Annotated in this window: 20 protein-coding genes and 1 tRNA gene; 9 read left to right on the top strand and 12 right to left on the bottom strand. The window is 66.7% G+C overall.

Features of this window, described 5'->3' with window-relative positions; all coding sequences use genetic code 11:
• Positions 1-101: 101 nt before the first annotated feature.
• The gene (locus tag SH584_RS08845; protein WP_324806393.1) at positions 102-2,114 is read left to right on the top strand and encodes a hybrid sensor histidine kinase/response regulator; all 2,013 of its coding nucleotides are present in this window, start codon (positions 102-104) and stop codon (positions 2,112-2,114) included.
• Positions 2,115-2,120: 6 nt separating this feature from the next.
• On the opposite strand, the gene SH584_RS08850 is transcribed toward SH584_RS08845, so the two are convergent.
• The 3 genes from SH584_RS08850 to SH584_RS08860 all read right to left on the bottom strand — a co-directional run bounded on the left by SH584_RS08850 (position 2,121) and on the right by SH584_RS08860 (position 7,067).
• Positions 2,121-3,404: a glycoside hydrolase family 130 protein gene (locus tag SH584_RS08850; RefSeq protein WP_322841576.1), complete on the bottom strand. Its 1,284-nt coding sequence runs from the start codon at positions 3,402-3,404 to the stop codon at positions 2,121-2,123.
• Positions 3,316-5,724 carry a glycosyltransferase family 4 protein gene (locus SH584_RS08855; RefSeq protein WP_324806396.1) on the bottom strand — a complete coding sequence of 803 codons (2,409 nt, stop codon included), beginning with the start codon at positions 5,722-5,724 and terminating at the stop codon, positions 3,316-3,318. Before SH584_RS08855 ends, SH584_RS08850 begins: the two co-directional genes overlap by 89 nt.
• A 155-nt stretch (positions 5,725-5,879) precedes the next feature.
• Positions 5,880-7,067, bottom strand: a complete 1,188-nt coding sequence (locus SH584_RS08860; protein ID WP_324806398.1) for a BaiN/RdsA family NAD(P)/FAD-dependent oxidoreductase — start codon at positions 7,065-7,067, stop codon at positions 5,880-5,882.
• A gap of 64 nt (positions 7,068-7,131) precedes the next feature.
• Between SH584_RS08860 and aroA the strand changes: the two genes are divergently transcribed.
• The 4 genes from aroA to SH584_RS08880 are packed head-to-tail and all read left to right on the top strand — an operon-like array spanning position 7,132 to position 10,675.
• Positions 7,132-8,448, top strand: a complete 1,317-nt coding sequence (gene aroA, locus SH584_RS08865) for a 3-phosphoshikimate 1-carboxyvinyltransferase (RefSeq protein WP_324806400.1) — start codon at positions 7,132-7,134, stop codon at positions 8,446-8,448.
• A complete protein-coding gene (locus tag SH584_RS08870; protein ID WP_324806402.1) occupies positions 8,445-9,359 on the top strand; it encodes a chorismate synthase in 915 nt (304 codons plus the stop codon). Before aroA ends, SH584_RS08870 begins: the two co-directional genes overlap by 4 nt.
• A 12-nt stretch (positions 9,360-9,371) precedes the next feature.
• Positions 9,372-10,196, top strand: coding sequence for an SMI1/KNR4 family protein (locus SH584_RS08875; RefSeq protein WP_324806404.1), 825 nt, complete (start codon positions 9,372-9,374; stop codon positions 10,194-10,196).
• Positions 10,197-10,234: 38 nt separating this feature from the next.
• Complete coding sequence (locus SH584_RS08880; protein ID WP_324806407.1) at positions 10,235-10,675, top strand: DUF2059 domain-containing protein; 441 nt, start codon at positions 10,235-10,237, stop codon at positions 10,673-10,675.
• Here the strand turns inward: SH584_RS08880 and paaD are convergent, their stop codons facing one another.
• Genes paaD through hppD form a run of 3 tightly spaced genes read right to left on the bottom strand, consistent with a single transcriptional unit; the run spans position 10,676 to position 13,432 of the window.
• A complete protein-coding gene (paaD, locus tag SH584_RS08885) occupies positions 10,676-11,113 on the bottom strand; it encodes a 1,2-phenylacetyl-CoA epoxidase subunit PaaD (RefSeq protein ID WP_322841569.1) in 438 nt (145 codons plus the stop codon).
• A 2-nt stretch (positions 11,114-11,115) separates the two neighbouring features.
• Entirely contained in the window at positions 11,116-12,318 is a 1,203-nt protein-coding gene (gene pcaF / locus SH584_RS08890; protein WP_324806410.1) for a 3-oxoadipyl-CoA thiolase, read from the bottom strand.
• A gap of 10 nt (positions 12,319-12,328) precedes the next feature.
• Positions 12,329-13,432: a 4-hydroxyphenylpyruvate dioxygenase gene (gene hppD / locus SH584_RS08895; protein ID WP_324806412.1), complete on the bottom strand. Its 1,104-nt coding sequence runs from the start codon at positions 13,430-13,432 to the stop codon at positions 12,329-12,331.
• A gap of 98 nt (positions 13,433-13,530) precedes the next feature.
• On the opposite strand from hppD, the gene SH584_RS08900 reads away from it, so the two are divergent.
• Positions 13,531-13,782 carry a 4a-hydroxytetrahydrobiopterin dehydratase gene (locus SH584_RS08900; protein WP_324806414.1) on the top strand — a complete coding sequence of 84 codons (252 nt, stop codon included), beginning with the start codon at positions 13,531-13,533 and terminating at the stop codon, positions 13,780-13,782.
• 4 nt (positions 13,783-13,786) lie between these two features.
• On the opposite strand, the gene SH584_RS08905 is transcribed toward SH584_RS08900, so the two are convergent.
• Both SH584_RS08905 and SH584_RS08910 read right to left on the bottom strand, forming a co-directional pair.
• The gene (locus SH584_RS08905) at positions 13,787-14,335 is read right to left on the bottom strand and encodes a L,D-transpeptidase family protein (RefSeq protein WP_324806416.1); all 549 of its coding nucleotides are present in this window, start codon (positions 14,333-14,335) and stop codon (positions 13,787-13,789) included.
• A gap of 144 nt (positions 14,336-14,479) precedes the next feature.
• Positions 14,480-14,555, bottom strand: a tRNA-Thr gene (locus SH584_RS08910).
• A 148-nt stretch (positions 14,556-14,703) separates the two neighbouring features.
• Between SH584_RS08910 and SH584_RS08915 the strand changes: the two genes are divergently transcribed.
• The 3 genes from SH584_RS08915 (at position 14,704) to SH584_RS08925 (ending at position 21,599) form a co-directional block, all read left to right on the top strand.
• A complete protein-coding gene (locus tag SH584_RS08915) occupies positions 14,704-16,020 on the top strand; it encodes a PAS domain-containing protein (RefSeq protein WP_324806418.1) in 1,317 nt (438 codons plus the stop codon).
• Positions 16,021-16,107: 87 nt separating this feature from the next.
• Positions 16,108-20,733: an NAD-glutamate dehydrogenase gene (locus SH584_RS08920; RefSeq protein ID WP_324806420.1), complete on the top strand. Its 4,626-nt coding sequence runs from the start codon at positions 16,108-16,110 to the stop codon at positions 20,731-20,733.
• A 2-nt stretch (positions 20,734-20,735) separates the two neighbouring features.
• Positions 20,736-21,599, top strand: coding sequence for an ATP-grasp domain-containing protein (locus SH584_RS08925; protein WP_324806422.1), 864 nt, complete (start codon positions 20,736-20,738; stop codon positions 21,597-21,599).
• Here the strand turns inward: SH584_RS08925 and SH584_RS08930 are convergent.
• From SH584_RS08930 to SH584_RS08945, 4 genes are read right to left on the bottom strand one after another with little or no spacing between them, the layout of a single operon-like run.
• Entirely contained in the window at positions 21,546-21,806 is a 261-nt protein-coding gene (locus SH584_RS08930; RefSeq protein WP_322842330.1) for a ribbon-helix-helix domain-containing protein, read from the bottom strand. The genes SH584_RS08925 and SH584_RS08930 overlap by 54 nt on opposite strands.
• Positions 21,806-22,528 (bottom strand): acetoacetyl-CoA reductase, encoded by a 723-nt coding sequence (phbB, locus tag SH584_RS08935; RefSeq protein ID WP_322841561.1) that lies wholly within the window; start codon positions 22,526-22,528, stop codon positions 21,806-21,808. The genes SH584_RS08930 and phbB overlap by 1 nt, the downstream gene beginning before the upstream one ends.
• A gap of 34 nt (positions 22,529-22,562) precedes the next feature.
• Complete coding sequence (gene hemH, locus SH584_RS08940) at positions 22,563-23,570, bottom strand: ferrochelatase (protein ID WP_324806425.1); 1,008 nt, start codon at positions 23,568-23,570, stop codon at positions 22,563-22,565.
• Complete coding sequence (locus tag SH584_RS08945; RefSeq protein ID WP_324806427.1) at positions 23,567-25,711, bottom strand: molybdopterin cofactor-binding domain-containing protein; 2,145 nt, start codon at positions 25,709-25,711, stop codon at positions 23,567-23,569. The genes hemH and SH584_RS08945 overlap by 4 nt, the downstream gene beginning before the upstream one ends.

A 25,711-nucleotide genomic window follows, 5' to 3' on the forward strand; every position in this document is an offset into this window, starting at 1 on the left:
ATCGGTCGTCCACCCAATCCCGATCCGATCGCCTTGCGCCGCCGCTAGCGGGGCGGGCTAAGTCGCGCTACTATTTGGCGGAATGGCGAAAGTAGTGACGGATGAGCGATGGCGTACGGACGAGCGGAGCGAGTGAAGACCTGAACTTCCTGGCCGGCGGTGGGGAAGCCGGGGCGCTGATCCGGGCGATGGACTGGTCGGCGACGCCGCTGGGGCCGCCGCAATCCTGGCCGCAGCCGCTCAAAACGCTGGTCGGCGTAATGCTGTCGGCGGACCAGCCGATGTTCGTCGGCTGGGGCCCGGACCATCGCCTGCTCTACAACGACCGCTACGCGCCAATGCTCGCCGACCGCCACCCTGCCGCGCTGGGCCAGGCGTTTCTCGACGTGTGGCATGAAGTGCGGGAGGATCTCACCCCGTTGATCGAACAGGTGCGCGCGGGAGAGCCGGTGCACATGAACGACTTGCGGCTGTCGCTCGACCGGCCCGGTCGCCCGAAGGAGGCGCACTTCGCCTTTTCCTACACGCCGGTGCGCGACGAAAGTGGCGCGATTGCAGGCCTGTTCTGTCCCTGTACCGAAACCACCGAGCAGATCCTGGCCGAGCGCACGCGGCGCGAAGCCGAGGCGTCGGAGCGAAACCGGCTTTGGACCCTGTCCGAAGACATGCTCGCGCGTGCCAATTTCGAAGGGCACATGTCTGCGGTCAATCCTGCGTGGACGGCGGTTCTGGGCTGGTCGGAAGACCATCTTCTGGCCACGCCCTATTCGGATTTCATGCATCCCGAGGATATGGCCGTGACACTGGCCGCGATCGAGGAGATGGGCCGGACCCAGCAGCCGACGCGGTTCCAGAACCGGATTGCGACCGCCGATGGCCGCTGGACCCCGATCGGCTGGACGGTGTCGCCCGAACCCGGCGGCGCCAACTTCATCGCGGTCGGCCGCGACCTGTCGGACGATCGCGCGCGCGAGGCCGAATTGCTTCAGACTCAGGAAGCGCTTCGCCAGTCGCAGAAGCTGGAATCGATGGGCCAGCTGACCGGCGGGGTGGCGCATGATTTTAACAATCTGCTGACCCCGATCATCGGCTCGCTCGACATGCTGCTTCGCCGCGGGCTCGGCAGCGAGCGCGAGCGGCGCCTGATCGACGGCGCGCTTCAGTCGGCCGAACGCGCCAAGACGCTCGTCCAGCGACTGCTGGCTTTCGCGAGGCGCCAGCCGCTGCAGCCGACTGCGGTCGACCTCCGGTCGCTGGTTGATGGAATGACCGGGCTGATCGGCAGCACGTTGGGTCCGACGATCGACGTTCGGATCGGCATTGCCGACAATCTTCCGCCCGCGCGCGCCGATCCCAACCAGCTCGAAATGGCGATCCTTAATCTTGGCGTGAACGCGCGCGATGCAATGCCGGGCGGTGGCGAACTGTCGATCTCGGCGGTGCGCGAAACGGTCAATGCCGACCATGGCGATGGGCTTGCGCCGGGCGCCTATGTCCGGCTGTCGGTCGGCGACAATGGCATGGGCATGGACGAGGAGACACGGCGGCGCGCGATCGAGCCTTTCTTCTCGACCAAGGGGATCGGCAAGGGAACGGGGCTTGGCCTGTCGATGGCGCATGGCCTCGCCGCGCAGCTTGGCGGCGCGCTGACTATCCGGAGTGTGCCGGGCGAGGGGACGACCGTCGACCTGTGGCTTCCCGTCAGTGGCAGCCAAGTCGACAGCGAAGGCGTGCCGATTGCGGCGATGTCGGTCGCGAATGCACGCGGAACCGCGTTGCTGGTCGATGACGAGGAACTGGTCCGGATGAGCACCGCCGACATGCTTGCCGACCTTGGCTACGAGGTCGTCGAAGCCGGCTCAGCCGAGGAGGCGCTGAAGCTGGTCGAGGCGGGAGCCACGCCCGATATCCTGGTCACCGACCATCTCATGCCGGGGATGAGCGGCGAGGAGCTGGCGCGGCGGATGCGCGCGCAGCGGCCCGCGTTCCCGGTCCTGATCGTGTCGGGTTACGCCGAGGCCGAAGGCATCGCCGCCGACCTGCCGCGCCTGACCAAGCCGTTCCGAAATGCCGAACTCGCCGAGCGGCTGGCGAGCGTTCACCCGCCTGCCTGACTAGCGTCACACCATCGCGTTGACGAGGTTCTTCAGCGGCAAGAAGGCAAAGCCGACCGAGCTGTCCGAGATGCCGTAAGGCATGAACAGCTGGTCGCCGACCCGCATCGCGCCGCAGGTATAGACCACGTTGGGGACATAGCCGTTGCGGTCCTCATTCTCCGCCTCGATAATCGGATTCGCGGTGCGGCCGAGAATCTTCGACGGATCGTCGCGGTCGAGCAGAACGGCGCCGATCGAATATTTGCGCATCGCGCCGACGCCGTGGGTCAGCAACAGCCAACCCTCGTCGATCTCGATCGGCGGGCCGCAATTGCCGATCTGGATGAACTCCCACGGATATTTCGGGGTCATCAACGGGACGCCTTCGTCCCAGCGGGTCAGGTCGTCGGATTCGAGCAGGAAGAGGTTCTGCCCGTCCTGGCGCCCGATCATCCGGTAGGTCCCGCCGATCTTGCGGGGGAAGAGCGCCATGCCCTTATTACGCGCGGCGGAGCCCGACATTGGGACCATCTCGATCGAGCGGAAGTCGGCGGTGCGCATCAGCTCCGAGCGAATGTCGCGCCCCGAATAAGCGGTGTAGGTGCCGAGATATTCCTGGCGACCATCGTCGTGCGTGAAATGGGTGAGGCGAAGATCCTCGAGGCCATTGGATTGCGCCGGGGTGACCGGGAAGATCACCGTCCCCGAGATGTTGCTGTCCTCCTGCCGGAAGACGGTGATCGGGCCATCGTTGTAAATGCCGTCGAGGTCCGGCGCGTCGGCCGCGGTGGCGAAGGGCGGCTGGGGCGCGAGTTCGAAGCTGCTGTCGGCCGACACCAGGCCTTCGCGAAACGCAATCGAGCTGATGTGCCCTTCGCCGACCGCGCGAAGCGACATCAATACGCGGATGGTGTGGCGGTCGAGTCCGGTCTGGTCGGGATGGGGGACGATGCTGGGGTTCATCAGCGCCGCCGCGGCATAGCTGTATTCGTGACAGAAATAGGCGCCGATCAGCTGCTGCCTTTTGTCGCCGACGCCTTCGAGCGAGAGGTCGAGCAGGGCGCAAATCTGCCGGAAGCGCTTCAGGAAGACCTTACGGGTCTGCCAGTGGCGCTGCTCGAAATCGCGCATGACGTCCTGAAGCTGGCGACCGATCGAACGGTCATCGAGCGCCAGCACCGAATCCACCAACCGCCGGGCGCGGTTGGACTGACCGTCGCTACCCTGCCACGCCAGATGGAACGGGCGCACGACGACCCGCGAAGGGTCCGCCGTCAAACGGAGCGGATGGAGACAGGACTGAATCATGAACCTCAGGGGAAAGCGGGGAAGGCGGCGTTTCTGTCGCCTTGCCAACGGACTGTCCAGCCCGGACTTGCCCCTTGCCCATGGTTCGCATCGTCAAAGCGGCGAGCTGAAGCGCCAGAATCGACTCCGCGCCCTGGTTGCGGTTGATCCCGCTTGCCATCAGGCCGTCGTAACAGCCGCCGTCGGTCAAGTCGGCCAGCGGCGCGCCGGCGTCATTGTCACCGAAGAACCAGCCGAAGGCATGTTGCGCGACGGTGCGCCACTTAACGTCGCCGGTGGCGGCAAAGGCGGTCGCCGCCGCATCGATCGTCGCTGCCGCTTCGAGCGGCTGCTGGTCAAAGGCGAGCGAGGGGGCATATTCGCGGCCAAAGCCGTTCGATCCGACCGGACGGAACGCGCCGCGCGGCCCGGTCTGGTGGTCGACGAGCCATTCGAGCGTCGAAAGCCCGAGGTCCAGCATCCGCTCGTCGTCGAGGCGACGTCCGACGCGGATCAGCGCTTCGGACAGGCGTGCGTTGTCGTAGGACAGGACCGGCTCGAACCAGTTCCAGTCGGGACGCGAGGCCGCGGCGTGGCACCGAAGCAGCTGCTCGCCGCAACGGCGCATCAACTCGATCGACAGGTCATGCCCCGGCTTGAGCGCAAGATATTCGTCCGCGCCGAGCGCCGCGAACGCGCGGGTGCGGGGAGAATCGAGTTCGAGCACATGCGGGGCGACGCGGTCGAACATCGCCTCGGCCCACTGCTGGATGCCATGCCACGGCGCGCGCGCCGCGGTCAGGCCGATCGCCCACAAGGTGCGGCCGTTGCTGTCGTCGGAACCGACGTCTTCAAGCCAGCGGCGGTCGAAGCCCATGAAGTTGCGGAAACGACCGGTGTCGGCGTTCCAGCCATGATCGACGAAAGCGGCATAGCTGGAGGCCAGCTGCTGCTCGTCGGGGCCATTGCCACGAAGCACCATCGCCAACAGCGCGCGGGCGTTGTCGTCGATGCAATAGCCATGGTGGCGGTCGGCAATCCCGAACACGCCGTGCTGAAGCATGCCGACCCCGTCGCTCATGCGGCGGATGGCGTCGAGCGGGATGGTCGGCACCGGGCGTTCGCCCACCTGCGCAGGTTCGGGGCGGCGGTAACCGGCGAGCGGGCTCAGCGCGCGTTCGACCACGCGCGGCCACAGCATCGAGCGGCCAGCCTTGTAGGCGGCGTCGGCGATACTCGCGCGGCGCTCGTCATCCGACAGCAGGTCGATGATCGCGGTCGCAAGCGCCTCGCTGTCCGCTTTGGGAACGATCACGCCGGTCCCGTCGCCGAGCAACTCTTTGGCATGGACATAGGGCGTCGACACAACCGGCATTCCGACCGACACGGCGTAGCTCAGCGTGCCCGACGTGACCTGCGCCATGTTAAGGTAGGGCGTGACGTAGACGTCGGCGGCCTGGAGCATGTCGAGCAATTCTTCCTGCTCGACGAAGGCATCGACGAAGCGGACGTTGTCGGCAACGCCGAGTTCCGCAGCGCGGTCCACCAGCGACTGGCGATGCTGCTCGCCTTCATGCTTGATCAGATTCGGGTGCGTCGCGCCGACGACTTCGTACAGCACGTCGGGGTAGGCGGCGACGATCGCGGGCATCGCCTCGATCATGTGGCGAATGCCCTTGTCGGGGGCGAGCAGGCCGAACGTCATCAGGACGCGGCGCCCTTCCCAACCAAATGCGGCCTTGCGGTCGTCGGGGCGGCTCTTCGGCCGGTCGGGCACGCCGTGCGGAATGACCGACACGCGGCGAAGATCGGCGCCGTAGCGACGCTTCAGGATGGCGCGGCCCTGGTCGGCCATGACGATGACGTGATCGGCGCGCGCGAGCAGGCGGCGGAGGACCGCTTCCTCTTCCGACGAAGGCGATTCCAGAACGGTGTGGAACGTCAGGATGAGCGGAAGGTCGGTCGCGCCGAGCAGTTCCATGATGTGCGATCCGGCCATCCCGCCGAAGATGCCATATTCGTGCTGAAGCCAGATCGCATCGGCGCCACTGGCTTCGATCGCGGCGGCCGCGTCGAGATAGGCTTCGGATGAACCGGCATCGATCGTGCGGATGTCGTCGGGATAGGTCACGTCCGATCCGTCATCCATGGCATAATGGTCGAGGCGCATCGAAGGGAAACGGGCGCGAAGAGCATCGGCGACATGGCTTGTGAAGGTGGCGAGGCCGCAGCGCCGCGGAAGCGCATTGCCGATCAGCGCCAGATGCCCCACCGGGCTCTTGCGTTCACCTGCGAATGGATTGTCCTGGTCGTCGTTCACGACGATATCGATCTCGAACATTGGTACCCCGTTCCAGCCGCCTGGCGGCGGCGGTCAACTCGGCAGACGGATGGTCCGCCAATCAGTGAACGCTCGAATATCAAAGCCGTTGCAGCATATTTCGCACTTGCACAATAAAATGCTGCACTGCCGCGCCAAGGCGGTGGATTCACGCGCTAGATGTGCGCTCCGGCGGCCACGCCGCTGGCCCAGGCCCACTGGAAATTATACCCGCCGAGCCACCCGGTGACATCGACCGCTTCGCCGATGACGTAGAGTCCGGACACCTTACGCGCTTCCATCGTCTTTGACGACAGTTCGGCCGTCGAAATGCCCCCAACGGTGACTTCGGCCTTGGCGAACCCTTCGGTTCCGTTGGGCTGGAAGCGCCAATCGCGAAGCATTGCCTCCGCGCGTTCGAGGTCGGCATCGCGCGCGCCGCCGATCATGCCGGCAATCCCGATGCGTTCGGCCAGCACATCCGCAAGGCGGGCGGGAAGGTGGCGCTCGAGCTGTCGCTTCAGCGTATCGCGCGGCTGGGAGCGCTTGGCCTCGCGCATCAGGCAGGGTTTTGCGTGGGCGAGGAAGTCGAGCGAGATCGTCTCGCCGTGCCGCCAGTAGCTCGAAACCTGGAGGATTGCCGGTCCCGACAGACCGCGATGGGTGATCAGCGCGGCTTCGGGGAAGGCGGGACCGCGCTCGGCGGTCGCGACGACCGGTGCCGCGACTCCCGACAGTTCGCGGAACAGCGGGTCCTCACCGGCCAGCGTCAGCGGCACCAGCGCGGGACGCGGCTCGACGATCTTCAACCCCAACGATCGTGCGAGATCGTAAGCGTAGCCGGTCGCGCCCATCTTCGGGATCGACGGCCCGCCGGTCGCCAGCACGAGCGACGGAGCGGTTGCGTTCCTTGTGCCGTAGCGGACGCGGAAACCGTCGCCCTCTCGCTCGACCGTGGCAGGATGACCGAGCGACAGCGTCACCCCGGCCTCGGCACACCCGTCCCACAGCATGTTGACGATCTGTCGCGCGGAGCCGTCGCAGAACAGCTGGCCGAGCGTCTTTTCGTGCCACGCGATCCCGTGGCGCTCGACCAGTTCGAGGAAGTCGGCGGCGGTGTAGCGGGCCAGCGGCGACTTCGCGAAGTGCGGATTGGCCGACAGAAAGCGGTCGGGGGCCGCGTTAATGTTGGTGAAGTTGCAGCGCCCGCCGCCCGAAATCAGAATCTTCTTTCCCGGCGCATCGGCATGGTCGACCAGCAGCACGCGCCGTCCCCGCTGTCCGGCGGTGCGCGCAGCCATCAGCCCGGCCGCGCCGGCACCAAGGATGATCGCATCGAAGCGTTCGGGGGCGGCGCTGCTCATTCCGTCCCTTGGCGGTCGCGGCGGCGCTTTGGCAAGCTGCGGCGGCTGCGCTACCACCCTCGTCATGACGGATCCGCCTGGCTCGCCCGAACGACTGATTGCACGTCCGGGCGCGTCGCTGGTGGGCGAGGCGGCCATCCCCGGCGACAAGAGCTGCTCGCACCGCGCGCTGATCCTGGGCGCGATGGCAAGCGGGATCACGCGCATCGAAGGACTGCTCGAGAGCGACGACGTGCTCGCGACGGTGCGTGCGCTAGAGGCGTTCGGCATCGTGATCGACCGCGATGGGCCCGGCCGGTGGAGGGTTGAAGGCGGTGCGTGGCGATCGCCGGTCGCGCCGATCGATTGCGGCAACAGCGGCACCGCCGCGCGGCTGCTGATCGGGGCCGTTGCGGGGATGCCCGGCGTGTCCGCGACCTTTACCGGCGACACATCGCTCAATCGTCGGCCGATGCGCCGGCTCGTCGCCCCGCTTCGCCGAATGGGGGCGACAATCGACGGCGACGATCGCCTTGCGCTGCCGGTCCACGGCGCGCGGCTGGGCGGGATCGATTTTGCCAACGTCCCCGCGTCGGCGCAGGTGAAGTCCGCGATCCTGCTCGCCGGCCTTGGCACCACCGCGCCCGTGCGGGTCACCGAACCGCTGGTGTCGCGCGATCATAGCGAAATCATGCTTGGCCAGTTCGGCGTCGATGTTCTGGTGGACGATGGCGTCGTCACGCTCGCAGACCGGCGCGACCTCGCCGCGTGCGCTCTGTCGATCGCGAGCGACCCGTCTTCCGCCGCCTTTCCGCTCGTCGCGGCCGCGATCGTGCCGGGCTCGGCGGTGACCGCTCGCGACATGCTGGTCAATCCGCACCGCACGGGGCTGTACGAAGTGCTCGAGCGGATGGGCGCGGACATCCGGCTGTCGAACGAAACCATCCGCTCGGGAGAAGTCGTCGCCGATGTCGAGGTTCGGCATTCCGACCTGCGTGGCTGCGACGTCAGCGCCGCCGAAGTCGTGTCGATGATCGATGAAATCCCCGCGCTTGCCGTAGCCTGCGCGATGGCCGACGGGGAAAGCATGATCGAGGGACTGGGCGAACTCCGTCACAAGGAAAGCGACCGGCTCGGCGCGATCGTCGCCGGGCTGGCGGCGGCGGGGGTCGTGTCGATCCCGGATGGCGACGCCCTGCGCATTTTCGGGCGCGGACAGGTTCGCGGCGGAGCGGACGTCGTCACGCACGGCGATCACCGCATCGCCATGGCATTTCTGACGCTGGGCCTCGCGTCGCAGCAACCGATCGCGGTCGATGGGGCGGAGATGATCGCGACGAGCTTTCCAAACTTTGTCGAGGTGATGAACGGGCTCGGCGCCGACATTGGGGAGGCGGCATGAGCGTGAACAGCTTCGGGCGGATGCTGCGCCTCACGACGTGGGGCGAAAGCCACGGCCCCGCGATCGGCTGCGTCGTCGATGGCTGCCCGCCGGGGTTGGCGCTCGACGAGGCATGGGTGCAGCGCTTTCTCGACGCCCGCCGGCCCGGCGCCTCGGCGCAGGTTTCGCCGCGTCAGGAAGCCGATCGGGTGGCGATCCTGTCAGGTGTTTATGAGGGCAAAACCACCGGCACCTCGATCGCGATGCAGGTCGCCAATACCGACGCTCGCCCTGCCGATTACCCCGTCGATGCGCCGCCCCGGCTGGGTCACGCCGATGCCGCCTATCTGGCCAAGTATGGACTCCGCGATCCGCGCGGCGGGGGACGCGCGTCGGCGCGCGAAACCGCGATGCGGGTCGCGGGCGGGGCGATCGCCCGGCTGATCATTCCGGACGTTACCATCACCGCGCGGGTGGTCGAAATCGGAGGCGAAGAGAGCGCTGGCAAATGGGACGCGCTGCTCGACGCCGCGCGCGCCGACGGCGACAGTCTGGGCGCGATCGTCGAGTGCGTCGCGGAAGGCGTCACGCCCGGCTGGGGCGCGCCGATCTATGGCAAGCTCGACGCCGACCTCGCCGCGGCGTGCATGGGCATCAACGCGGTCAAGGGCGTCGAAATCGGCGAAGGCTTTGCCGCGGCACGCCTGCGCGGCAGCGCGAACCGCGAAGGCATGCGGGTGAGCGGCATCGACGGCGGCATCGCGACCGGCCATCCGATCGTCATCCGCGTCGCGTTCAAGCCGACGTCGAGCATCGGCGGAAAGGGCCGCCACGACCCGTGCGTCGGAATCAGGGGAGCGCCGGTGGTCGAGGCGATGGTCGCGCTGGTGCTCGCCGATCACAAGCTGCTCCATCGCGGGCAATGCGGCTAGCGGGACGCGGGCATGGACAGCAGCAGGCGTCGATTGCTGATTGGAAGCGCGATCCTTGGCGCCCTCGCGGTCGGCGGGGCGCTTCCGACCTTATGCGCGATGCGCCAAATGAAGACCGGCAAGCCGATGCCTGACCGCGAGGCGCCCGTTCGTCCGGCCGGACAGCCAAAGCCGCGGATCGAGGAAGACATCGCGCCGGTGCTTGCGCGGCTCGACGCCTGGTATGCGGCGCACCTCGATCCCGCCCAATACGTCTTCAACCCGCCCGCTACCGATGCGCAGATCGACGCCTTCGAGCGGCTGGTCGGCCTGACGCTGCCCAAGTCCTATCGCCAACTCTATCGGTGGCACGATGGCGAGGACGATGATCGGTGGGGCCACATCTACGGCCTGCCCATCGTGTCGCTGCGTCAGGCGGCATCGGATTGGACGGCTTGGAACAAGACGACCGCGGAATTCGGGGGCAATCGCTACATCGTGCAGGCATCATCATGGCCGGCAGGCATGGTCGATCCGGCTTACGCCAATCCGCGTTGGATTCCGCTGACGGTGGACGGATCGGGCAACCACATTGGTCTGGATTTCGATCCGTGGCCGGGCGGGCGTGTCGGTCAGGTCATCCTCTATGGTCGCGACGAGGACGTGAAAGTCGTTCTCGCTCCTTCGCTCGGCGCGTTCCTCGGCTGGATCGCGGACTTGCTCGAAGGCGGCAATTTCCAGCTGGATGCGCCGCAGGGCGCGCCGCCACTTCGGTTGTTCCGATTGAAGACGCCAACGGCTGACGGGTTTCACGACGGCGCGCGCAAATTGCTTGGCGCGCCCGGGCCGTTTCTGTGAAGATCAGGACCACGGGCAAGTAGCAGGAGAGGTCGATCATGAGTCTGTTTCTGGCAATGATGGCGATGGTCGCGGAGCCGAGCGGCGAGGCGTTGCGGCTGGGGCGGGAAGTCGCCGAGCGGGGCATGCTGATGTCGATCCTGCCCACGATGCAGGCCAAGGAAACCGAAGATCTGGTCGCCGAACATCCCGACTGGAGCGACGCCGACAAGGCCGCGCTGCGCGCCACCGCGGCGACGGTCTACGCGGAAACTCGCGAGAAGCTGATCGCCGCCGATGCCAGGGCCTATGCCGAGCATCTTTCGATCGAGGATTTGCGAGAGATTGCCGCCTTTGCGCGCACCGGCGCGTCGCAACGGATGCGCGCGGCCATGCCCAAGATCATCATCTCGACCATGGCCGGCGCCGGCGCGGTCGATTACAAGGGCGATGTCCGCAAGCGCCTGTGCAAGGAACGCCCCGCGCTCTGCCCCAAATGATCAGTGGCACTTGAAGCGGTCGAACGGCTCCAGGCAGTCGCGGCAGCGCCATTGCGCCTTGCACGGCGTCGACCCGAAGCGGCTGACTTCTTCGGTGTCGGTCGATCCGCATTGCGGGCAGGTCGCGGTCTTGGCGAGGTCGGGCGGGGCGATGCCGTAGGCGGCTAGCTTGGCCTTGCCCTCGTCGCTGATCCAGTCGGTCGTCCACGCAGGCGCCAACCGCGTTTCGATCCCGATCGACCGATAGCCGGCGGCGTCGAGCGCCTCGCGGATCGACTGTTCGATGAACTGGGTGGCGGGACAGCCCGAGTAGGTCGGGGTGATGACGACCTTGCCGCCCTCGATCCCCCGAACGATGCCAAGGTCGATCACCGATACCGCCGGAATCTCGGGGTCGGGCACGTCGGCCAGCACCGTCCAGATCCCGGCCTCGTCCACGATCAGACTCGCTCCAGCGCCAGCGCGATCCCTTGGCCGACCCCGATGCACATCGTCGCGAGCGCGTAGCGGCCGCCATTGCGCTGCAGCTCCTCGGTCGCTGTCTGCGCAAGCCTCGCGCCCGACATGCCGAGCGGATGGCCCAGCGCGATCGCGCCGCCGTTGGGATTCACACGTGCATCGTCCTCGGCGAGGCCGAGGTGCCGAAGCACCGCCAGCCCCTGCGCTGCGAACGCTTCGTTGAGTTCGATCACGTCGATCTGGTCGAGCGTCAGGCCGAGGCGGGCGAGCAACTTCTGGGTCGCCGGCGCCGGGCCGATCCCCATGATCCGCGGCGGAACGCCGGCAACGGCGGCGCCGAGAATGCGCGCGCGTGGAGTCAGGCCGTGGCGCTTGGCAGCGGCCTCGCTGGCGACGATCATCGCGGCGGCGCCGTCGTTGACGCCACTGGCATTGCCGGCGGTCACGGTCCCGTTCTTGCGGACGATTGGTTTGAGCGCTGCAAGCTTGTCGAGGCCGGTCAGGCGGGGATGCTCGTCCTTGTCGACGATTGTCGGATCGCCCTTACGCTGAGCGATTTCGACGGGTACGATTTCGGCGGCAAGGCGGCCGCTGGCCTGCGCGGCGGCGGTCTTTTCCTGGCTGCGCAGCGCAAAGGCATCCTGGTCCTCGCGGCTGACGCCGAACTCGTCTGCCACATTCTCCGCAGTGCTCGGCATCGTGTCGTCGCCATAGGCGTCGCGCATCTTCGGATTGACGAAGCGCCAGCCGATGGTGGTGTCGTACATCTCGGCATTGCGGTCGAACGCGCTGGTTGCCTTGGCCATCACGAACGGCGCGCGGCTCATGCTCTCGCTGCCGCCCGCGATGATCAGGTCATTGTCGCCGCCGCGGATCGCCCGCGCAGCCATCGCGACCGCGTCGAGCCCCGACCCGCACAGGCGGTTGAGCGTGACTCCGCCCGAACTGTCGGGAAGCCCGGCGAGCAGGCCCGCCATGCGCGCCAGGTTGCGATTGTCCTCGCCCGCCTGGTTGGCGCAGCCGAGGATGACGTCGTCAATCGCGGCCCAATCGACCGACGGGTTGCGAGCGATCAGCGCCGCGATCGGCAGCGCGGCGAGGTCGTCGGCACGGATCGAGCTGAGCGCGCCGCCGTAGCGCCCGATCGGGGTGCGGACGGCGTCGCAGATATAGGCGTCACTCACGTTGCCGATCTCACTCGGCGTCGACCACGCCGCGCCGGATCTGGTCGAGCTCGATCGATTCAAACAGCGCCTTGAAGTTGCCCTCGCCGAAGCCTTCGTTGCCCTTGCGCTGGATCACTTCGAAGAAGATCGGTCCGATCACGTTCTGGGTGAAGATCTGCAGCAGCAGGCCTTGCCCCTCGGTCGGCGCGCCGTCGAGCAGGATGCCGCGCTTCTCGAGTTCGGCGGTCGGCTCGCCATGCTCCGGGACGCGGATGTCGAGCAACTCGTAATAGGTATCGGGCGTCGCCTGGAACGGGATGCCGCGCGCGGCGAGTACGTCGACTGCCTTGACGATGTCGTCGGAACCGAGCGCGATGTGCTGGATGCCTTCGCCCTTATATTCGCGCAGGAATTCCTCGATCTGGCTCTTGTCGTCCTGGCTCTCGTTGAGCGGGATGCGGATCTTGCCGCAGGGGCTCGTCATCGCCTTGGAGAAAAGGCCGGTGACCTTGCCCTCGATGTCGAAGTAACGGATTTCACGGAAGTTGAAGAGCTTCTCATAGAAGCCGGCCCACTGCGCCATGTTGCCGCGATTCACGTTGTGGGTGAGGTGATCGATGTAGGTCAGGTGCGAGGCGTGATCGCGCTCGATCGCCTCGGCATCGTCGAAGAAGTCGAAGTCGATGTCGTAGATGCTGCCGGCGTCGGCGTAGCGATCGACGAAATAGAGGCGTGATCCGCCGATGCCTTCAATCGCCTTGAGGTCGAATTCGCCCTCGGCAGCGTCACCGACGACGTTGGTCGCGCCCAGGTCGAGCGCGCGCTGATGCGCGGCATTGGCGTCCTTGACCCTGAACGCCATGGCGCAGGCGCAGGGGCCGTGGTCCCTGGCGAACTGTTCGGCGAAGCTGTTGGGTTCAGCATTGATGATGAAGTTGATGTCGTTCTGGCGGTGCAGCGTGACGTTCTTGCGCTTGTGCTTGGCGACCGCCGGGAAGCCCATCTTGGTGAACAGCGAGCGAAGGAGTTCGGGATCCGGGGCGGCATATTCGACGAATTCGAACCCGTCAGTGCCCATCGGGTTCTCGAGGCCCAGCGGTCCAAGGTCGATCGAGGGGGCGGCAGTGGCCATGACTTCTCTCCTGAATTGTTGTCGCCCCTCTGCGCCGAGCGCGGTGGCTTTTCAAGAGAACCAGTCTCGCAGCAGCGCTCAGAACATCCTATAGAACGATGATGAACACGCCCGACGGATGGTCCAAGAGCAACGACGGCCTTGCGATCAAGAAGAGCTTCCGCTTTCCCGACTTTTCGGAGGCGTTCGGCTTCCTGACGCGGGTGGCGATGCACGCCGAAAAGGTCGACCATCATCCCGAATTCACGAGCGTCTGGAATCGCGTGGACTTTCGCCTGACGAGCCACGACGCGGGCGGTGTGACCGACCGGGATATCGACTTGGCGAGGGCGATTGACGCCCTCGCCTGATCGATCAGGCAGCGATCATCACGTGGTCGCCGACGCCCGTCGTGCTGAAAAGCTTCTGCGCGAACTTCGCGGGAAGGCGGATGCAGCCGTGGCTTGCGGCATACCCCGGGAGCGCACCGGCGTGAAGCGCGATGCCCCACTTGTCGAGGCGCTGCATGAACGGCATCGGCGCATTGTCGTACTTGCGGCTACGATGCATCGTCTTCTTCTCGAGGATCGGGAAGATGCCGGTCGGGGTCGGATTCTTGTCGGTCCCGCTCGAGATGGTCGACACGGCCGCAAGTTCGTTACCGCGATACAGATAGGCCATCTGGTCAGACAGGCTGACGACTACTCGTGACTCGCCGGTCGTCGGCGCGTCGGCGGCCCACAGATACTGTCCGGGCTTCAGGACCTTTTTGCCGAACTTGTCCTGCATATCCATGCGGGCGGTTTCGGCGGCGCCGAGCGCAGCCATCTTGGCCGCTTCGGTCTCGAAGGTGGCGAACGCGGGAGTCATCGGGGCGGACAGGGCGACAAAACCCGCCGCCAGCGCGAGAGCTAGCTTGTTCATTTTCCGTCTCTTTAAAAGCAGTTACGTTTGAATGGACAATGCTAACGTGGAACCTTAGTTCCAATAATTATGCATGCGAAACGAGATGCTGGCGCGAAGCTGTTCGGCTCGATCCTGCGGCAAATTTATCGTCGCTGAAGGAAATGGTGCCGCTTACAGGACTCGAACCTGTGACCCCCTCATTACGAATGAGGTGCTCTACCAACTGAGCTAAAGCGGCTCGCCTGGCGGCGTGCGGGGTGCGCCCTACACGCCCTCGCGCAGCGCGGCAAGGGTCGCTTGGGACGGGCGCTCGAAACATGATTAACGCTTTGGCAACGCTTCATCGGCACATTCATGGCGAACTTGGCTTTGCTGGGATTTTGCGCGTGGACAGCTATTCGGATCATGTGAGCGACTATGAGGCGCCGACGCTTAGCGCCGCCTCTCCGGAGGATGTCGCCGCGGCGATCGGCTCCGACGAGCGGCGCATGCATGTCCGCGCCTATAACTACTGGTGCTCGCTGCTCGACGGCCGCGACTATCCCTCGATCGAGGATCTGGAGCCCGGCGACATCCAGGACTTCGGGCCGCATTCGGTCTTGCTGGACTTCACCGAGGGCACCGCCAACCCGGCGACCCCCTACATCGGCACCGCGATCCGCACCGAGTGCGACCTGGCCGACGACATTCGCACGATCGACGACGTGCCCAGCCGCTCGCTGCTGTCGCGCCTGACCGACCATTATCTGCAGATCATCGCCAACCGCGCGCCGATCGGGTTCGAGGCGGAATTCGTCAACCAACGCGGCCGTTCGATCTTCTATCGCGGGATCCTGATGCCGTTCAGTTCGGACGGCGACACGATCGATTTCATCTACGGCGTCATCAACTGGAAGGATTCGGGCGAGGCCGCCGAAGTCCCGACGACGCTTCGTGCCGAGCTCCCGCCGCTTGAACCGGAAGTCGCCGAGGAGGAGGAAGACGAAGACGTTCTCGACCTCGTCGAAACCGCCGAAGCGCCGGTGGCCGTGCCGCACCTGTCGTGGGAAGACGGCCCGCTGGCCGATGCCGATCCGTCGGAAGACGACGGTGAAGAGCTCGCCATCGAGCTCGACGCGGACGCCGGCCTCGCCGATCGCCTGTGGGCCGCGCGGGAGAGCGCCGAGGTTTGCAAGCAGGCCGACGGCCGCAGCCGCGCCGCGCTCTACCGCGCGCTCGCCATGGCTTATGATTTCGCCGTCGCCGCGCGCCGCGTGCCCGAGGACTATGCCGAGATCCTCGACGATGCCGGCGTGAAGGCTCAGGCCCGCGCGCCGATGACGCCGATCGTCAAGCTCGTCTTCGGCATCGACTACGACAAGACCCGCCTGACCGAATTTGCCGCCGCGCTCAGCAATGCCGAGCGTGAAGGCGTGGACTTCGGAGGCTTCGAGGCGTTCCTCGACGCGGCCGAAGGCGGCCTGAAGGGCCTCGTCGCCGCCGAGCGCAAGGCGCGTCGGCCCGATCGTCCGGTGGTCGACAAGGCCGCGACCGCCCGCACCGCGCTGCGCGCGTCGCCCGGCATCGCGCTCGCCGACCTGCCCACCAACGAAGAATTTGCGCTGGTCCTCACTCGCCGCAACGCCGCCGGGGTTCACGAAGTTGTCCGGCTCGTCTCCGACGAAGGGCTGCTCGACCGGGCACTCGTCCGCGCCGCTTCCTGACGCGCCCGCCCGGAGCGCTGTTGCCTAACGCGGCGGGCCGGACTAGGCCCCCGCGCATCGCCAGACATTCCGGAGCCCGGTAGAATCATGACGGCCAACACGCGCAAAGGCGCGGCGATCACCCATTCGATGCAACAGGCGCTCATCGGCAGCGCACTTCCCGGAGACCTCGACCATTTCGGGGCCGACGATCAGGCGGAGGCCGCGCGCTTCACCGCCGAAGTCGCCGCCGATCGCAAACCCGGTGAGTTGGTGGTCCGGATCGAATCGACCGGCGGCGAAGCCGGGCGACGGCGGATGCGGCTGGTCCTGGTCAATGACGACATGCCGTTCCTGGTCGACAGTGTCGCTGGCGCGATCGCGGCGCGCGGCTTGACGATCCACCAGCTTCTGCACCCGATCATCAAGGTGACCCGCGGTGCCGACGGCGGCCTGGAGAAGCTGGGCGAGGGCGCGTCTGAATCGATCATCTACCTCGAGCTAGACCGCGCCGACGCGCGTGGCCGGCAGGAACTGGTGGCCGAACTGAAAGCCGTGCTCGCCGACGTCCGCGCGGCGGTGACCGACTGGCGCACGATGCGCGCGTCGATGGTCGAGGACGCAGCATCGATCGAGGCCGAGGACGCCGAAGGGGCGGCGCTGATCCGCTGGCTGGCCGACGACAATTTCACGTTGCTTGGCCACGCTTCGGTCAAGGCCGACAATGAATTCGGCGAAGGCCGCGGCATCCTTCGCGACGAACTGGCTCTGTGGGACGAACCGATCGCCCAGGCAGCGCGGACGCAGCTTGAGCGTGACGGAAGCAACCTGCTCCTGCTCAAGTCGGATCGCATTTCGCCGGTGCATCGCCGCGTCCCGCTCGACGCGATCATCGTAAAGCGTTCGGACGGAACGCTGTCGATCCATACCGGCCTGTGGACCAGCGCCGCGCTTCGCGCGCCCGCCGAGGAAGTGCCGATCCTCCGCGACCGGCTGATCGCGCTCGATCGCCAATTGGGTTTCGCGCCGTCGAGCCACGGCGGCAAGGCGCTCGCGCACGCGATTTCGACGCTGCCGCACGACCTGCTGATCAGTTTCGCCCCGGACGAAGTGCGCCAGGTCGCGACCGTGGCCATGTCGCTCGCCGATCGACCGCGCCCGACCCTGCTGCTGCTTCCGGGCGCGCTCGGGCGGCATCTCTATTCGCTTGTGTGGTTGCCGCGCGACGATTTGACGACCGCGCGCCGCAAGGCGATCCTCGCCATGCTCGAACAGGCGACCGGCGCGCCGGTGTCGAATTGGTCGGTCGAACTCGGCGACGGCGAGCTGGCGCTGCTCCGCTACACGCTCAAGACTTCGGTCGACACGGTCGTGCCGTCGGTCGCCGCACTCGATGCGCGCCTCGACGAAATGGTTCGCGGCTGGGCGCCTGCGGTCGAATCCGCGCTGGTCGAGCGGGTGGGATCGGGCCGCGCGACGCGGTTGGCGTTCACCTATCTTGGCGCCATTCCCGAAGCCTACCGCGCCCGCGTCACCGCGGAAGATGCGGCCGAGGATATCCTCCGCCTGTCCGGCCTTGGTGACGGCGACGAGCGCGGCGTTCGCCTTTATCGCTCGGCGCGCGACAAGGGCTGCGAGCTTCACCTGAAAGCTTATCGCGCCTCGGCGTTGATCCCGCTGTCCGAAGCCGTGCCGGTGCTGGAGAATTTCGGCTTCCGGGTGCTCGAGGAAAATCCGACGACGCTCGACAAGTCGATCGGCCACATCCACAATTTCCACGTCGAGCTGCCCAATTGCAGCGATCTCGACGGCATCCTGGCGCGCGCGCCGATGGTCGAAAAGGCGATTGCCAATGTGCTCGGCAAGCGCGCCGAGGACGACGAATTCAACCAGCTGGTGCTCGTCGCCGGACTTCATCCGAAGGCCGTCGTCTGGCTGCGCAGCTGGTTCCGCTACCTACGCCAGACCGGCGTCGCCTATGGCCTGCTGACCGTGGTCGAAGCGCTGCGCCGTGCGCCGCTGGCCACGACCGCGCTGATCGACCTGTTCACCGCGTCGCACGATCCGTCGGCGTCGAGCGGACGCGAGGCCGCGATTAAAGCCGCAGCCGATGCGTTCGACGATGCGCTGAAGGACGTTCGCGGGATCGACGACGATCGTATCCTGCGCCTGCTGCGCGCGGTCGTCGGCGCGACGCTCCGCACCAACGCATTCTCGCCGGCCGCGGCCGAGGCGCTCGCCTACAAGATCGACAGCAAGCAGGTCCCTGGCCTGCCCGCGCCGGTCCCTTATCGCGAAATCTGGGTCTACAGTCCGCGCGTCGAGGGCATCCATCTTCGCGGCGGCCCGATCGCGCGTGGCGGCCTGCGCTGGTCCGACCGGCGCGACGATTTCCGCACCGAGATCCTCGGCCTGATGAAGGCGCAGATGGTCAAGAATGCCGTGATCGTTCCGACCGGGGCGAAGGGCGGCTTCTATGCCAAGCAACTGCCCAACCCGGCGGTCGATCGCGACGCGTGGATGACCGAAGGCACCGAAAGCTATCGCATCTTCATCCGCTCGCTGCTGTCGGTCACCGACAACATCGTCGAGGACAAGGTCGTCCACCCCGACAAGGTCGTCATCCACGACGGCGACGATCCCTATTTCGTCGTCGCCGCCGACAAGGGCACCGCCAGCTTCTCCGACGTCGCCAACGCGATCGCGCTGGAGCGCGGCTTCTGGTTGGGCGATGCCTTCGCCAGCGGCGGATCGAACGGCTACGACCACAAGGCGATGGGCATCACCGCCAAGGGCGCGTGGATTTCGGTCCAGCGCCACTTCCTGGAAATGGGCGTCGACGTTCAGAAGGACCCCGTCCGCGTCGCGGGCTGCGGCGACATGTCGGGTGACGTGTTCGGCAACGGCATGTTGCTGTCGAAGTCGATCAAGCTGGTCGCCGCGTTCGACCACCGCCACATCTTCATCGATCCCGACCCCGACCCCGCCACCAGCTGGGCGGAGCGCGAGCGCATGTTCAACCTGCCGCGGTCAAGCTGGGACGATTACGACCGCAAGGCGCTGTCGAAGGGGGCAATGATCGTCCCGCGTAGCCAGAAGTCGATCGAACTGACCAAGGAAGCGCAGGCCGCGCTGGGCATCGAGGCAGCGACCATTGATCCAGGCAGCCTGATCACCGCGATCCTGCTGGCGCCGGTCGACCTGCTCTGGTTTGGCGGCATCGGCACCTACATCAAGGCGTCGTACCAGACCAACGCGCAGGTGGGCGATCCCGCCAATGACTCGCTCCGCGTCGACGCACGTGACGTGCGTGCAAAGGTCATCGGCGAAGGCGCGAATCTGGCGATCAACCAGGCCGCGCGGATCGAATTTTCGGAGCATGGCGGGCGGATCAACACCGACTTCATCGACAATTCGGCGGGCGTCGATTGTTCGGATAATGAGGTCAACATCAAGATCCCGCTCAACCGCGAGATGCGCGAAGGCCGGCTTGGCGAGGAAGAGCGCAACAAGCTTCTTGCCAGCATGACCGACGAGGTTGCCGAGCTGGTGCTGGAGGATAATCGCCTCCAGACGCTCGCGCTGTCGATCGCCGAGGCGCGCGGCGCGGCGGGCCTGCCGGGCTTCGTCCGCACGCTCGAAATGCTCGAGGCGAGCGGCCGGCTCGATCGCAAGGTCGAGGGCCTTGAAAGCAGCGACGAACTGCTTCGCCGCGGGATCGACGGGCGTGGGCTGACCCGGCCCGAACTGGCGGTGCTGCTGTCGATGTCGAAGCTGACGCTGCAGGCGGCGGCGGAAGAGCTCAAGCTCGCCGACGATCCGACCATGCAGGACGAATTGATGGCGGCCTTCCCCGCGCCGATGCGCAAGAAGCATCGCGAGGCGATCCTGGCCCACCGTCTTCGGCACCAGATCGTCGCGACCAAGGTCGCTAATCGCCTCGTCAATCGCCTCGGGCCGAGCGTCGCGCTCGACATGACAGAGGAAGAAGGCGTCGGCATGCCGCAGGTGGTCACCGCCTTCCTCGTCACCGAACGGCTGCTCGATCTTCCCAAGCTGTGGGAGCGCATCGAGGCGGCGCCGATCTCGGAAAAGGTCCGCATCGACCTGTTCGCGCTCGCCGCGAAGAGCGTTCGCAACCACCTCAGCGACGTGATCCGCGCGGCGGCGGGCGAGACCAGCGTTGCGGCCGTCGCCGACCTGCTCAGCCCCGGCCTCGAAAAGGTCGCCGCCAAGGCGGCGGGCCTGATCAAGGCCGAGGTTCGCGGCGAGGCAACGGCGCGCCGTTCGCGGCTCGAAGCTCTGACCGGCGATCCGAAGATCGTCGATGCGCTGGTCAAGCTGTTCGAACTCGACGGCGTGTTCGGGATCGCGGCGATGGGCGCCCGGCGCAACATCGACGAGCTTGCCATCACCCGCGCCTACACGCGGCTTGGCGAAGTGCTCGGAATCGATTGGGCGCAGGGCCAGGTCGCGCGGTTCGTGCCGACCGACCAGTGGGAACGGCTGCTGGCCGCCAACCTGTCGCGCGATTTCGAACAGCTTCGAATCGACTTCCTCAACCGCGCGCGCGGCGAGGATCCCGATGAAAGCGTCGAGCGCTGGGTCGATCGCAATCCCAAGCGGATCGCGCAGTTCCGCCAGCTGATCGAACGCGCCAAGCTGTCGGGCGCGGCCAGTGCCCCGATGCTGGCGCAGATCGCCAGCCAGGCGCGGATCCTGCTGTCGCGCTAGAAATGCGTGCGATCGTCCTGACGCCTGCGGCGGATTATCCCGATCCGTGGGACTGGGCGTACGGCATCGAAGCGCGTGCTCTCGAAGCGGCGGGCTTCGTGGTCGAACCGCGCGCGTGGACCGATCCCGGCGATGTCGCGGGCGCTGACGCAGTGCTCCCGCTGGTGGCATGGGGCTACGACCAGCGCGTCGCCGAGTGGCACGCTCTACTCGACCGCGCCGAGGCGGAGGGCTGGCCGATGATCAACGCGGCGCGGCTGCTGCGCTGGAACACCGACAAGGCGTATCTTGCCGAGCTCGGCGCGAAGGGCATTTCGGTCGTTCCGACGCGCGAATGCATGGCGCTGTCCCAGGACGACATTGAGGCCGCGCACGACGCCTTCGGCTCCGAACTGGTAATCAAGCCGCCCGTGTCGGCCAGCGCGGTTGGCACGCACCGGGTTCGACAGGGGGATAGCCTACCCACGTCAGCGCTTGGACAGCGGATGCTGATCCAGCCGTTCCAGAAAGCGATCGAGCGGGCCGGCGAATATTCGCTGATGATGTTTGCCGGCGAGCTTGGCCACGCGATCGTCAAGCGACCCAAGTCTGGCGACTTCCGCGTCCAGCCACACCTTGGTGGAAAGGACAGTGTCGCCGAGCCTCCTTCGGGCGCGCTCGAACTGGCACAATCGGCACTCGCGGCGGCGCCAGAACTTCCGACTTATGCGCGCGTGGACATGATCGAAACCAACGAGGGCGGTCTAGCGATCATGGAAATCGAGCTGATCGAGCCCGCGCTGTTCCTCCACCAGTCGGCGGACTCGGCGGCCTTATTCGGGCGCGCGATCGCCGGCGCCGCCAAGGCTCTGCGCACGAAGGAATAGCCATTGGCGGATGGCGGACGTTAGGTTGGGCGGCCCGCCTGGCGTGTGGAGCCGCTCGGCATCGATCCGCGCGATCAGCGCGTTGACCGGCAGCCGTTCGGCCTCGGCCGCCTGCTCCAGCGATTGCCAGAACAGGGGCTCTAGGCTGATCGAGGTTTCATGGCCCGCGATGGTCACCGACCGCTTCGTGGGCGAACCCCATTGCATCAATACATGTGCTGCCCGCCGTTGATCGACAGCGTCGATCCGGTGACAAAGCCCGCATTCTCATCGACCAGGAAGGCGACGCCGCGCGCGATCTCCTCGGCCTTGCCCAGACGATTGACCGGGATCTTGGCGATGATCTTGCCGAGCACTTCCTGCGGCACCGCGGCAACCATGTCGGTATCGATGTAACCCGGCGCGATGGCGTTGACGGTAATGCCGTTGCGCGCGCCTTCCTGAGCCAGCGCCTTGGTGAAGCCGTGGATGCCTGACTTGGCGGCGGCATAGTTGACCTGGCCGTATTGGCCGGCCTGCCCGTTGATCGACCCAATGTTGACGATGCGGCCGTATCCGCGCGCCTGCATTCCTTCGAACACGGCCTTCGCCATGTTGAAGCAGCCGCCAAGATTGGTGTCGATGACGTCCTGCCATTTCTGGTGGTCCATCCGCTTCATCGTGGTGTCGCGGGTGATGCCGGCGTTGTTGACCAGTACGTCGACCGGCCCGAGGTCGGCCTCGATCTTCTGAACGCCTTCGATGCAGGCCTCATGGTCGGCGACGTCGAACTTGTAGGCCTTGATCCCGGTGCGGTCGGTGAATTCGCGCGCGCGCTCGTCATTGCCGGCATAGGTCGCCGCGACCTCCATGCCCATGTCCTTGAGCGCGATGCTGATCGCCTCGCCAATCCCTCGGGTTCCGCCGGTTACGACCGCTACTCGCGCCATGAGTCTCTCCTGATTTATGTTTTATTGCTTTCGATTAAGGCTGCGGCCACCAACCGGCAAGTTCGCGGCGAACGATCGTATCGAGCATCGCCATTCCCGCCTTGCCGTCGTTGAGGCAATCGAGCCGCGCGAAATGCGTGCCGCCCGCTTCGATGAAGTCGTCGCGGCCGCGCAGGCCCAGTTCCTCGATTGTTTCCAGGCAGTCGGCCGAAAAACCCGGCGCGGCGATTGCGACCTTGGTCACGCCGGCAACCGGATAAGCCTTCAGCATCGTGTCGGTTGCGGGCTCTAACCACTTGGCGCGGCCGAAGCGCGACTGGAAGGCGACATCGACCGGTCGCCCCATCGCCTCGCCCAGCAGACGCGCGGTCTTGCGGCAGTGACAATGATAGGGATCGCCAAGCTCCAGCGTCCGCTGCGGCATGCCGTGAAACGACAGCAGCAGCCGATCGGGCGTGAAATCGAGCGCGGCCAATTGCCGTTCGAGGTCGTCCTTCAACGCGCCGATGTAGAGCGGATCGTCATGATAGGGCGGGAGCGTTCGAAGCGCGGGCTGCCACCGCTTGGCGGCAATCGCGGCAAAGGTCGCATCGAGCGCGCTTGCGGTCGTTGCCGCGCAATATTGCGGATAGAGCGGCGCCGCGAGGATGCGCGTTGCACCCGCCGCGAACAGGCGCTCGACGGCGCTCGCGACGCTGGGGTTGCCGTACCGCATCGCCCAGTCGACCAGTACCGTTTCGCCCAATTGCTGCTGCAGCGCCTTCGCCTGTCGGGCGGTGATGGCGGCGAGCGGCGATCCTTCCTCGCTCCACACCTGGGCATAGGCGTGCGCGCTTTTCTTCGGCCGGGTGCGCAGGATGATGCCGTGCAGGATCGGCTTCCACACCAGCCGCGGAATTTCGACCACGCGCGGGTCCGACAGGAACTGCGCGAGGTAGCGACGGACCGCGGGCGCATCAGGCGCGTCGGGGGTGCCGAGGTTGAGCAGCAGCACGCCGACTTTTGGCGCGGGAATGACGGGATGGTTGTCGGGCGGGGTCATGCAGACGCCATCGGATCGAACGGCAGCCGGCGCAAGCGTCTTCCGGTGGCGGCGGCGATGGCGTTGGCGACCGCAGGGGCGAGCGCTGCCATGCCGAGCCCGCTCACTCCCCCCGGCGGGTCGCGGCTGGCGATCACTTCGACCTCGACCTTCGGCACGGCCGACAGCCGCTCGAAGCCCTGTCCGCGCATCGGCGTGGCGCGCGGCATCCCGGCGACGAAGTCGGGCGCAGGCACGGTCGCGGCGGCGAGCGCGGCAAGGAGGCCACCCTCGACCTGCTGACGGACGAGCGCCGGGTTGATCGCCCGCCCGACATCGACCGCGGCGGTCATCCGCGACACGCTGATGCGTTGGTCGGAGCCGATCGATGCCTCGACCATCAGGCCGATGTGGCTCCCCTGAACCGATGCGCAGGCAAGGCCGAGGCTGCTTCCGCGCCCACCGCCGTCCCACCCGCCGATCGCGGCCGCGGTGGTGATGGCGCGGGCAAGGCGCGGCGACCCGCCAAGCATGCCGATGCGATAGGCGAGCGGCTCGGCACCCAGCGCGCGCGCCATCTCGTCAATGAAGCTTTCGGTGACGAAGGTGGTCAGCGCATCGCTGCCGCCGCGCCAATAGCCGGTGCGGATGGGTAAGCCTGCGTCGACGGCGTCGATCCGAACTGCCGGGATTCCATAAGGCGGTGCGACGTTACGCGGCGCGTAGGGAGGGATCGGCTGATTCCCTCCGCGCGCGAGCGACGCCTCCAGTCCTGCCATGCCGACCAGCCGCGCACTCCATGCCGCGATTGTTCCGTCGGGCGCTGGTAGCGCGGCGACACGCGCGGCGAGGGGCGGGCGCGCGGCGTCGTGATTCAGTGCGACGTCGGGCGGGAGTGTCAGGCAAACCGGCCGTCCGACTGCCTTCGCCAGGTCCACCGCGATGGCGACCGCCTCCACCTCGACCCCGCGCCCCGAAGGGTCGCCAATCGGCAACGGATAGACGGTGACTTCGCGCTCGCCGATCCCGCTTGCCGACGCGGCGGCGGACCGGACGAGGTCGGGCGCCTGGGTCCCTGCCCAAATCTCCAGCCGATCACCGGTGAAACGCGCCACCACCGAAGGCGCCTCGAGCGAGCGATGCGGCAGCGGCGCGACCGAATAAGTGGCGGCGAGCGGGCGCGACCCTTCGACAGCGGCCGAATAGTCGCCGCGTTCGAACGCGCGCGTCGCGCTGCCGGTCTCCAGCAATTCGCCAAGCCTTGCGTCGATCGTGGCTCCGTCCGCCCCGGCAGGGCCAGCAAATCGTACCGACCCACGATCGAGCGCACGGTCGGCCGCCCACCAGCTTTGCGCCACCGCCGCAATCCAGCCATCGCGCTCGACCAGTCGAACCAACCCCGCCTGCTTGCGCGCCTCGTCGGCGCCGAAGCCGACGACGCGACCGCCGGGCGGTGCCAGCCGCGCGGACGCGAACAGCATCCTCGGCAAGCGCACGTCACCGGCGAAGCGCAGGCTGCCGTCGGATTTAGGCCCGACGTCGAGCCGTGGGAGCGACTGGCCCGACAGCTTGCCGCTGCCGATCGGACGAAGCGCCGCGCTCGTCGGCGGTGCAAGCCCGGCGGCGTCGGCGGACACCTGCCCGAACGGCAGCCTCTTGCCCTCGTGAATGACGGCTCCATCGGCCGTGTCGCACTCGGCGGCGTTCACGCCCCATCGCGCCGCGGCCGCCATGCACAACATCTCACGCGCGATCGCCGCCGCCTCGCGCAGCGGCTGCTCGAACGCGCGGATCGATGTCCCACCCGCCGTTACTCGCGTCGAGACGCCGACATCGCGCGCCACCAATTGATTGACGTAGGCCGGGGCGTGCGGCGCGGGCTCGACCGCGATCCGGTCCCAAGCGGCTCCCAGCTCGTCGCCAGCAATTTGCGCAAGCCCGGTCCAGATGCCCTGTCCGACTTCCGCTTGCGGGACTGCCAGGGTCATCTTGTCGTCGGTGGAAATCCGCAGATAGGGTCCGAACACGCCGTCGCGCGGCGCGGGACGAAGCGGGCTGCCTTCGCGCCGGGGCCAAGCCATATAGGCGACCACCAGCCCGATCCCCGCTCCACCACCGATCAACAGGGTGCGGCGATCGACCGCCACCTTGTTCAGCGCCAT

The organism is Sphingomonas sp. LY29 (genome assembly GCF_035593985.1).
GTDB lineage: Bacteria > Pseudomonadota > Alphaproteobacteria > Sphingomonadales > Sphingomonadaceae > Sphingomicrobium.

What these genes read in the sequence shown, in the direction of transcription:
- SH584_RS08880 (WP_324806407.1), top strand. Translation starts at nt 10,235, where the DNA reads ATGAGTCTGTTTCTGGCAATGATGGCGATGGTCGCGGAGCCGAGCGGC.
- SH584_RS08870 (WP_324806402.1), top strand. Translation starts at nt 8,445, where the DNA reads ATGAGCGTGAACAGCTTCGGGCGGATGCTGCGCCTCACGACGTGGGGC.
- aroA (WP_324806400.1), top strand. Translation starts at nt 7,132, where the DNA reads ATGACGGATCCGCCTGGCTCGCCCGAACGACTGATTGCACGTCCGGGC.
- SH584_RS08900 (WP_324806414.1), top strand. Translation starts at nt 13,531, where the DNA reads ATGATGAACACGCCCGACGGATGGTCCAAGAGCAACGACGGCCTTGCG.
- hemH (WP_324806425.1), bottom strand. Translation starts at nt 23,570, where the DNA reads ATGACCCCGCCCGACAACCATCCCGTCATTCCCGCGCCAAAAGTCGGC.
- SH584_RS08860 (WP_324806398.1), bottom strand. Translation starts at nt 7,067, where the DNA reads ATGAGCAGCGCCGCCCCCGAACGCTTCGATGCGATCATCCTTGGTGCC.
- SH584_RS08845 (WP_324806393.1), top strand. Translation starts at nt 102, where the DNA reads ATGAGCGATGGCGTACGGACGAGCGGAGCGAGTGAAGACCTGAACTTC.
- SH584_RS08930 (WP_322842330.1), bottom strand. Translation starts at nt 21,806, where the DNA reads ATGCAATGGGGTTCGCCCACGAAGCGGTCGGTGACCATCGCGGGCCAT.
- SH584_RS08905 (WP_324806416.1), bottom strand. Translation starts at nt 14,335, where the DNA reads ATGAACAAGCTAGCTCTCGCGCTGGCGGCGGGTTTTGTCGCCCTGTCC.
- SH584_RS08875 (WP_324806404.1), top strand. Translation starts at nt 9,372, where the DNA reads ATGGACAGCAGCAGGCGTCGATTGCTGATTGGAAGCGCGATCCTTGGC.
- phbB (WP_322841561.1), bottom strand. Translation starts at nt 22,528, where the DNA reads ATGGCGCGAGTAGCGGTCGTAACCGGCGGAACCCGAGGGATTGGCGAG.
- hppD (WP_324806412.1), bottom strand. Translation starts at nt 13,432, where the DNA reads ATGGCCACTGCCGCCCCCTCGATCGACCTTGGACCGCTGGGCCTCGAG.
- SH584_RS08920 (WP_324806420.1), top strand. Translation starts at nt 16,108, where the DNA reads ATGACGGCCAACACGCGCAAAGGCGCGGCGATCACCCATTCGATGCAA.
- SH584_RS08850 (WP_322841576.1), bottom strand. Translation starts at nt 3,404, where the DNA reads ATGATTCAGTCCTGTCTCCATCCGCTCCGTTTGACGGCGGACCCTTCG.
- SH584_RS08925 (WP_324806422.1), top strand. Translation starts at nt 20,736, where the DNA reads ATGCGTGCGATCGTCCTGACGCCTGCGGCGGATTATCCCGATCCGTGG.
- SH584_RS08855 (WP_324806396.1), bottom strand. Translation starts at nt 5,724, where the DNA reads ATGTTCGAGATCGATATCGTCGTGAACGACGACCAGGACAATCCATTC.
- SH584_RS08945 (WP_324806427.1), bottom strand. Translation starts at nt 25,711, where the DNA reads ATGGCGCTGAACAAGGTGGCGGTCGATCGCCGCACCCTGTTGATCGGT.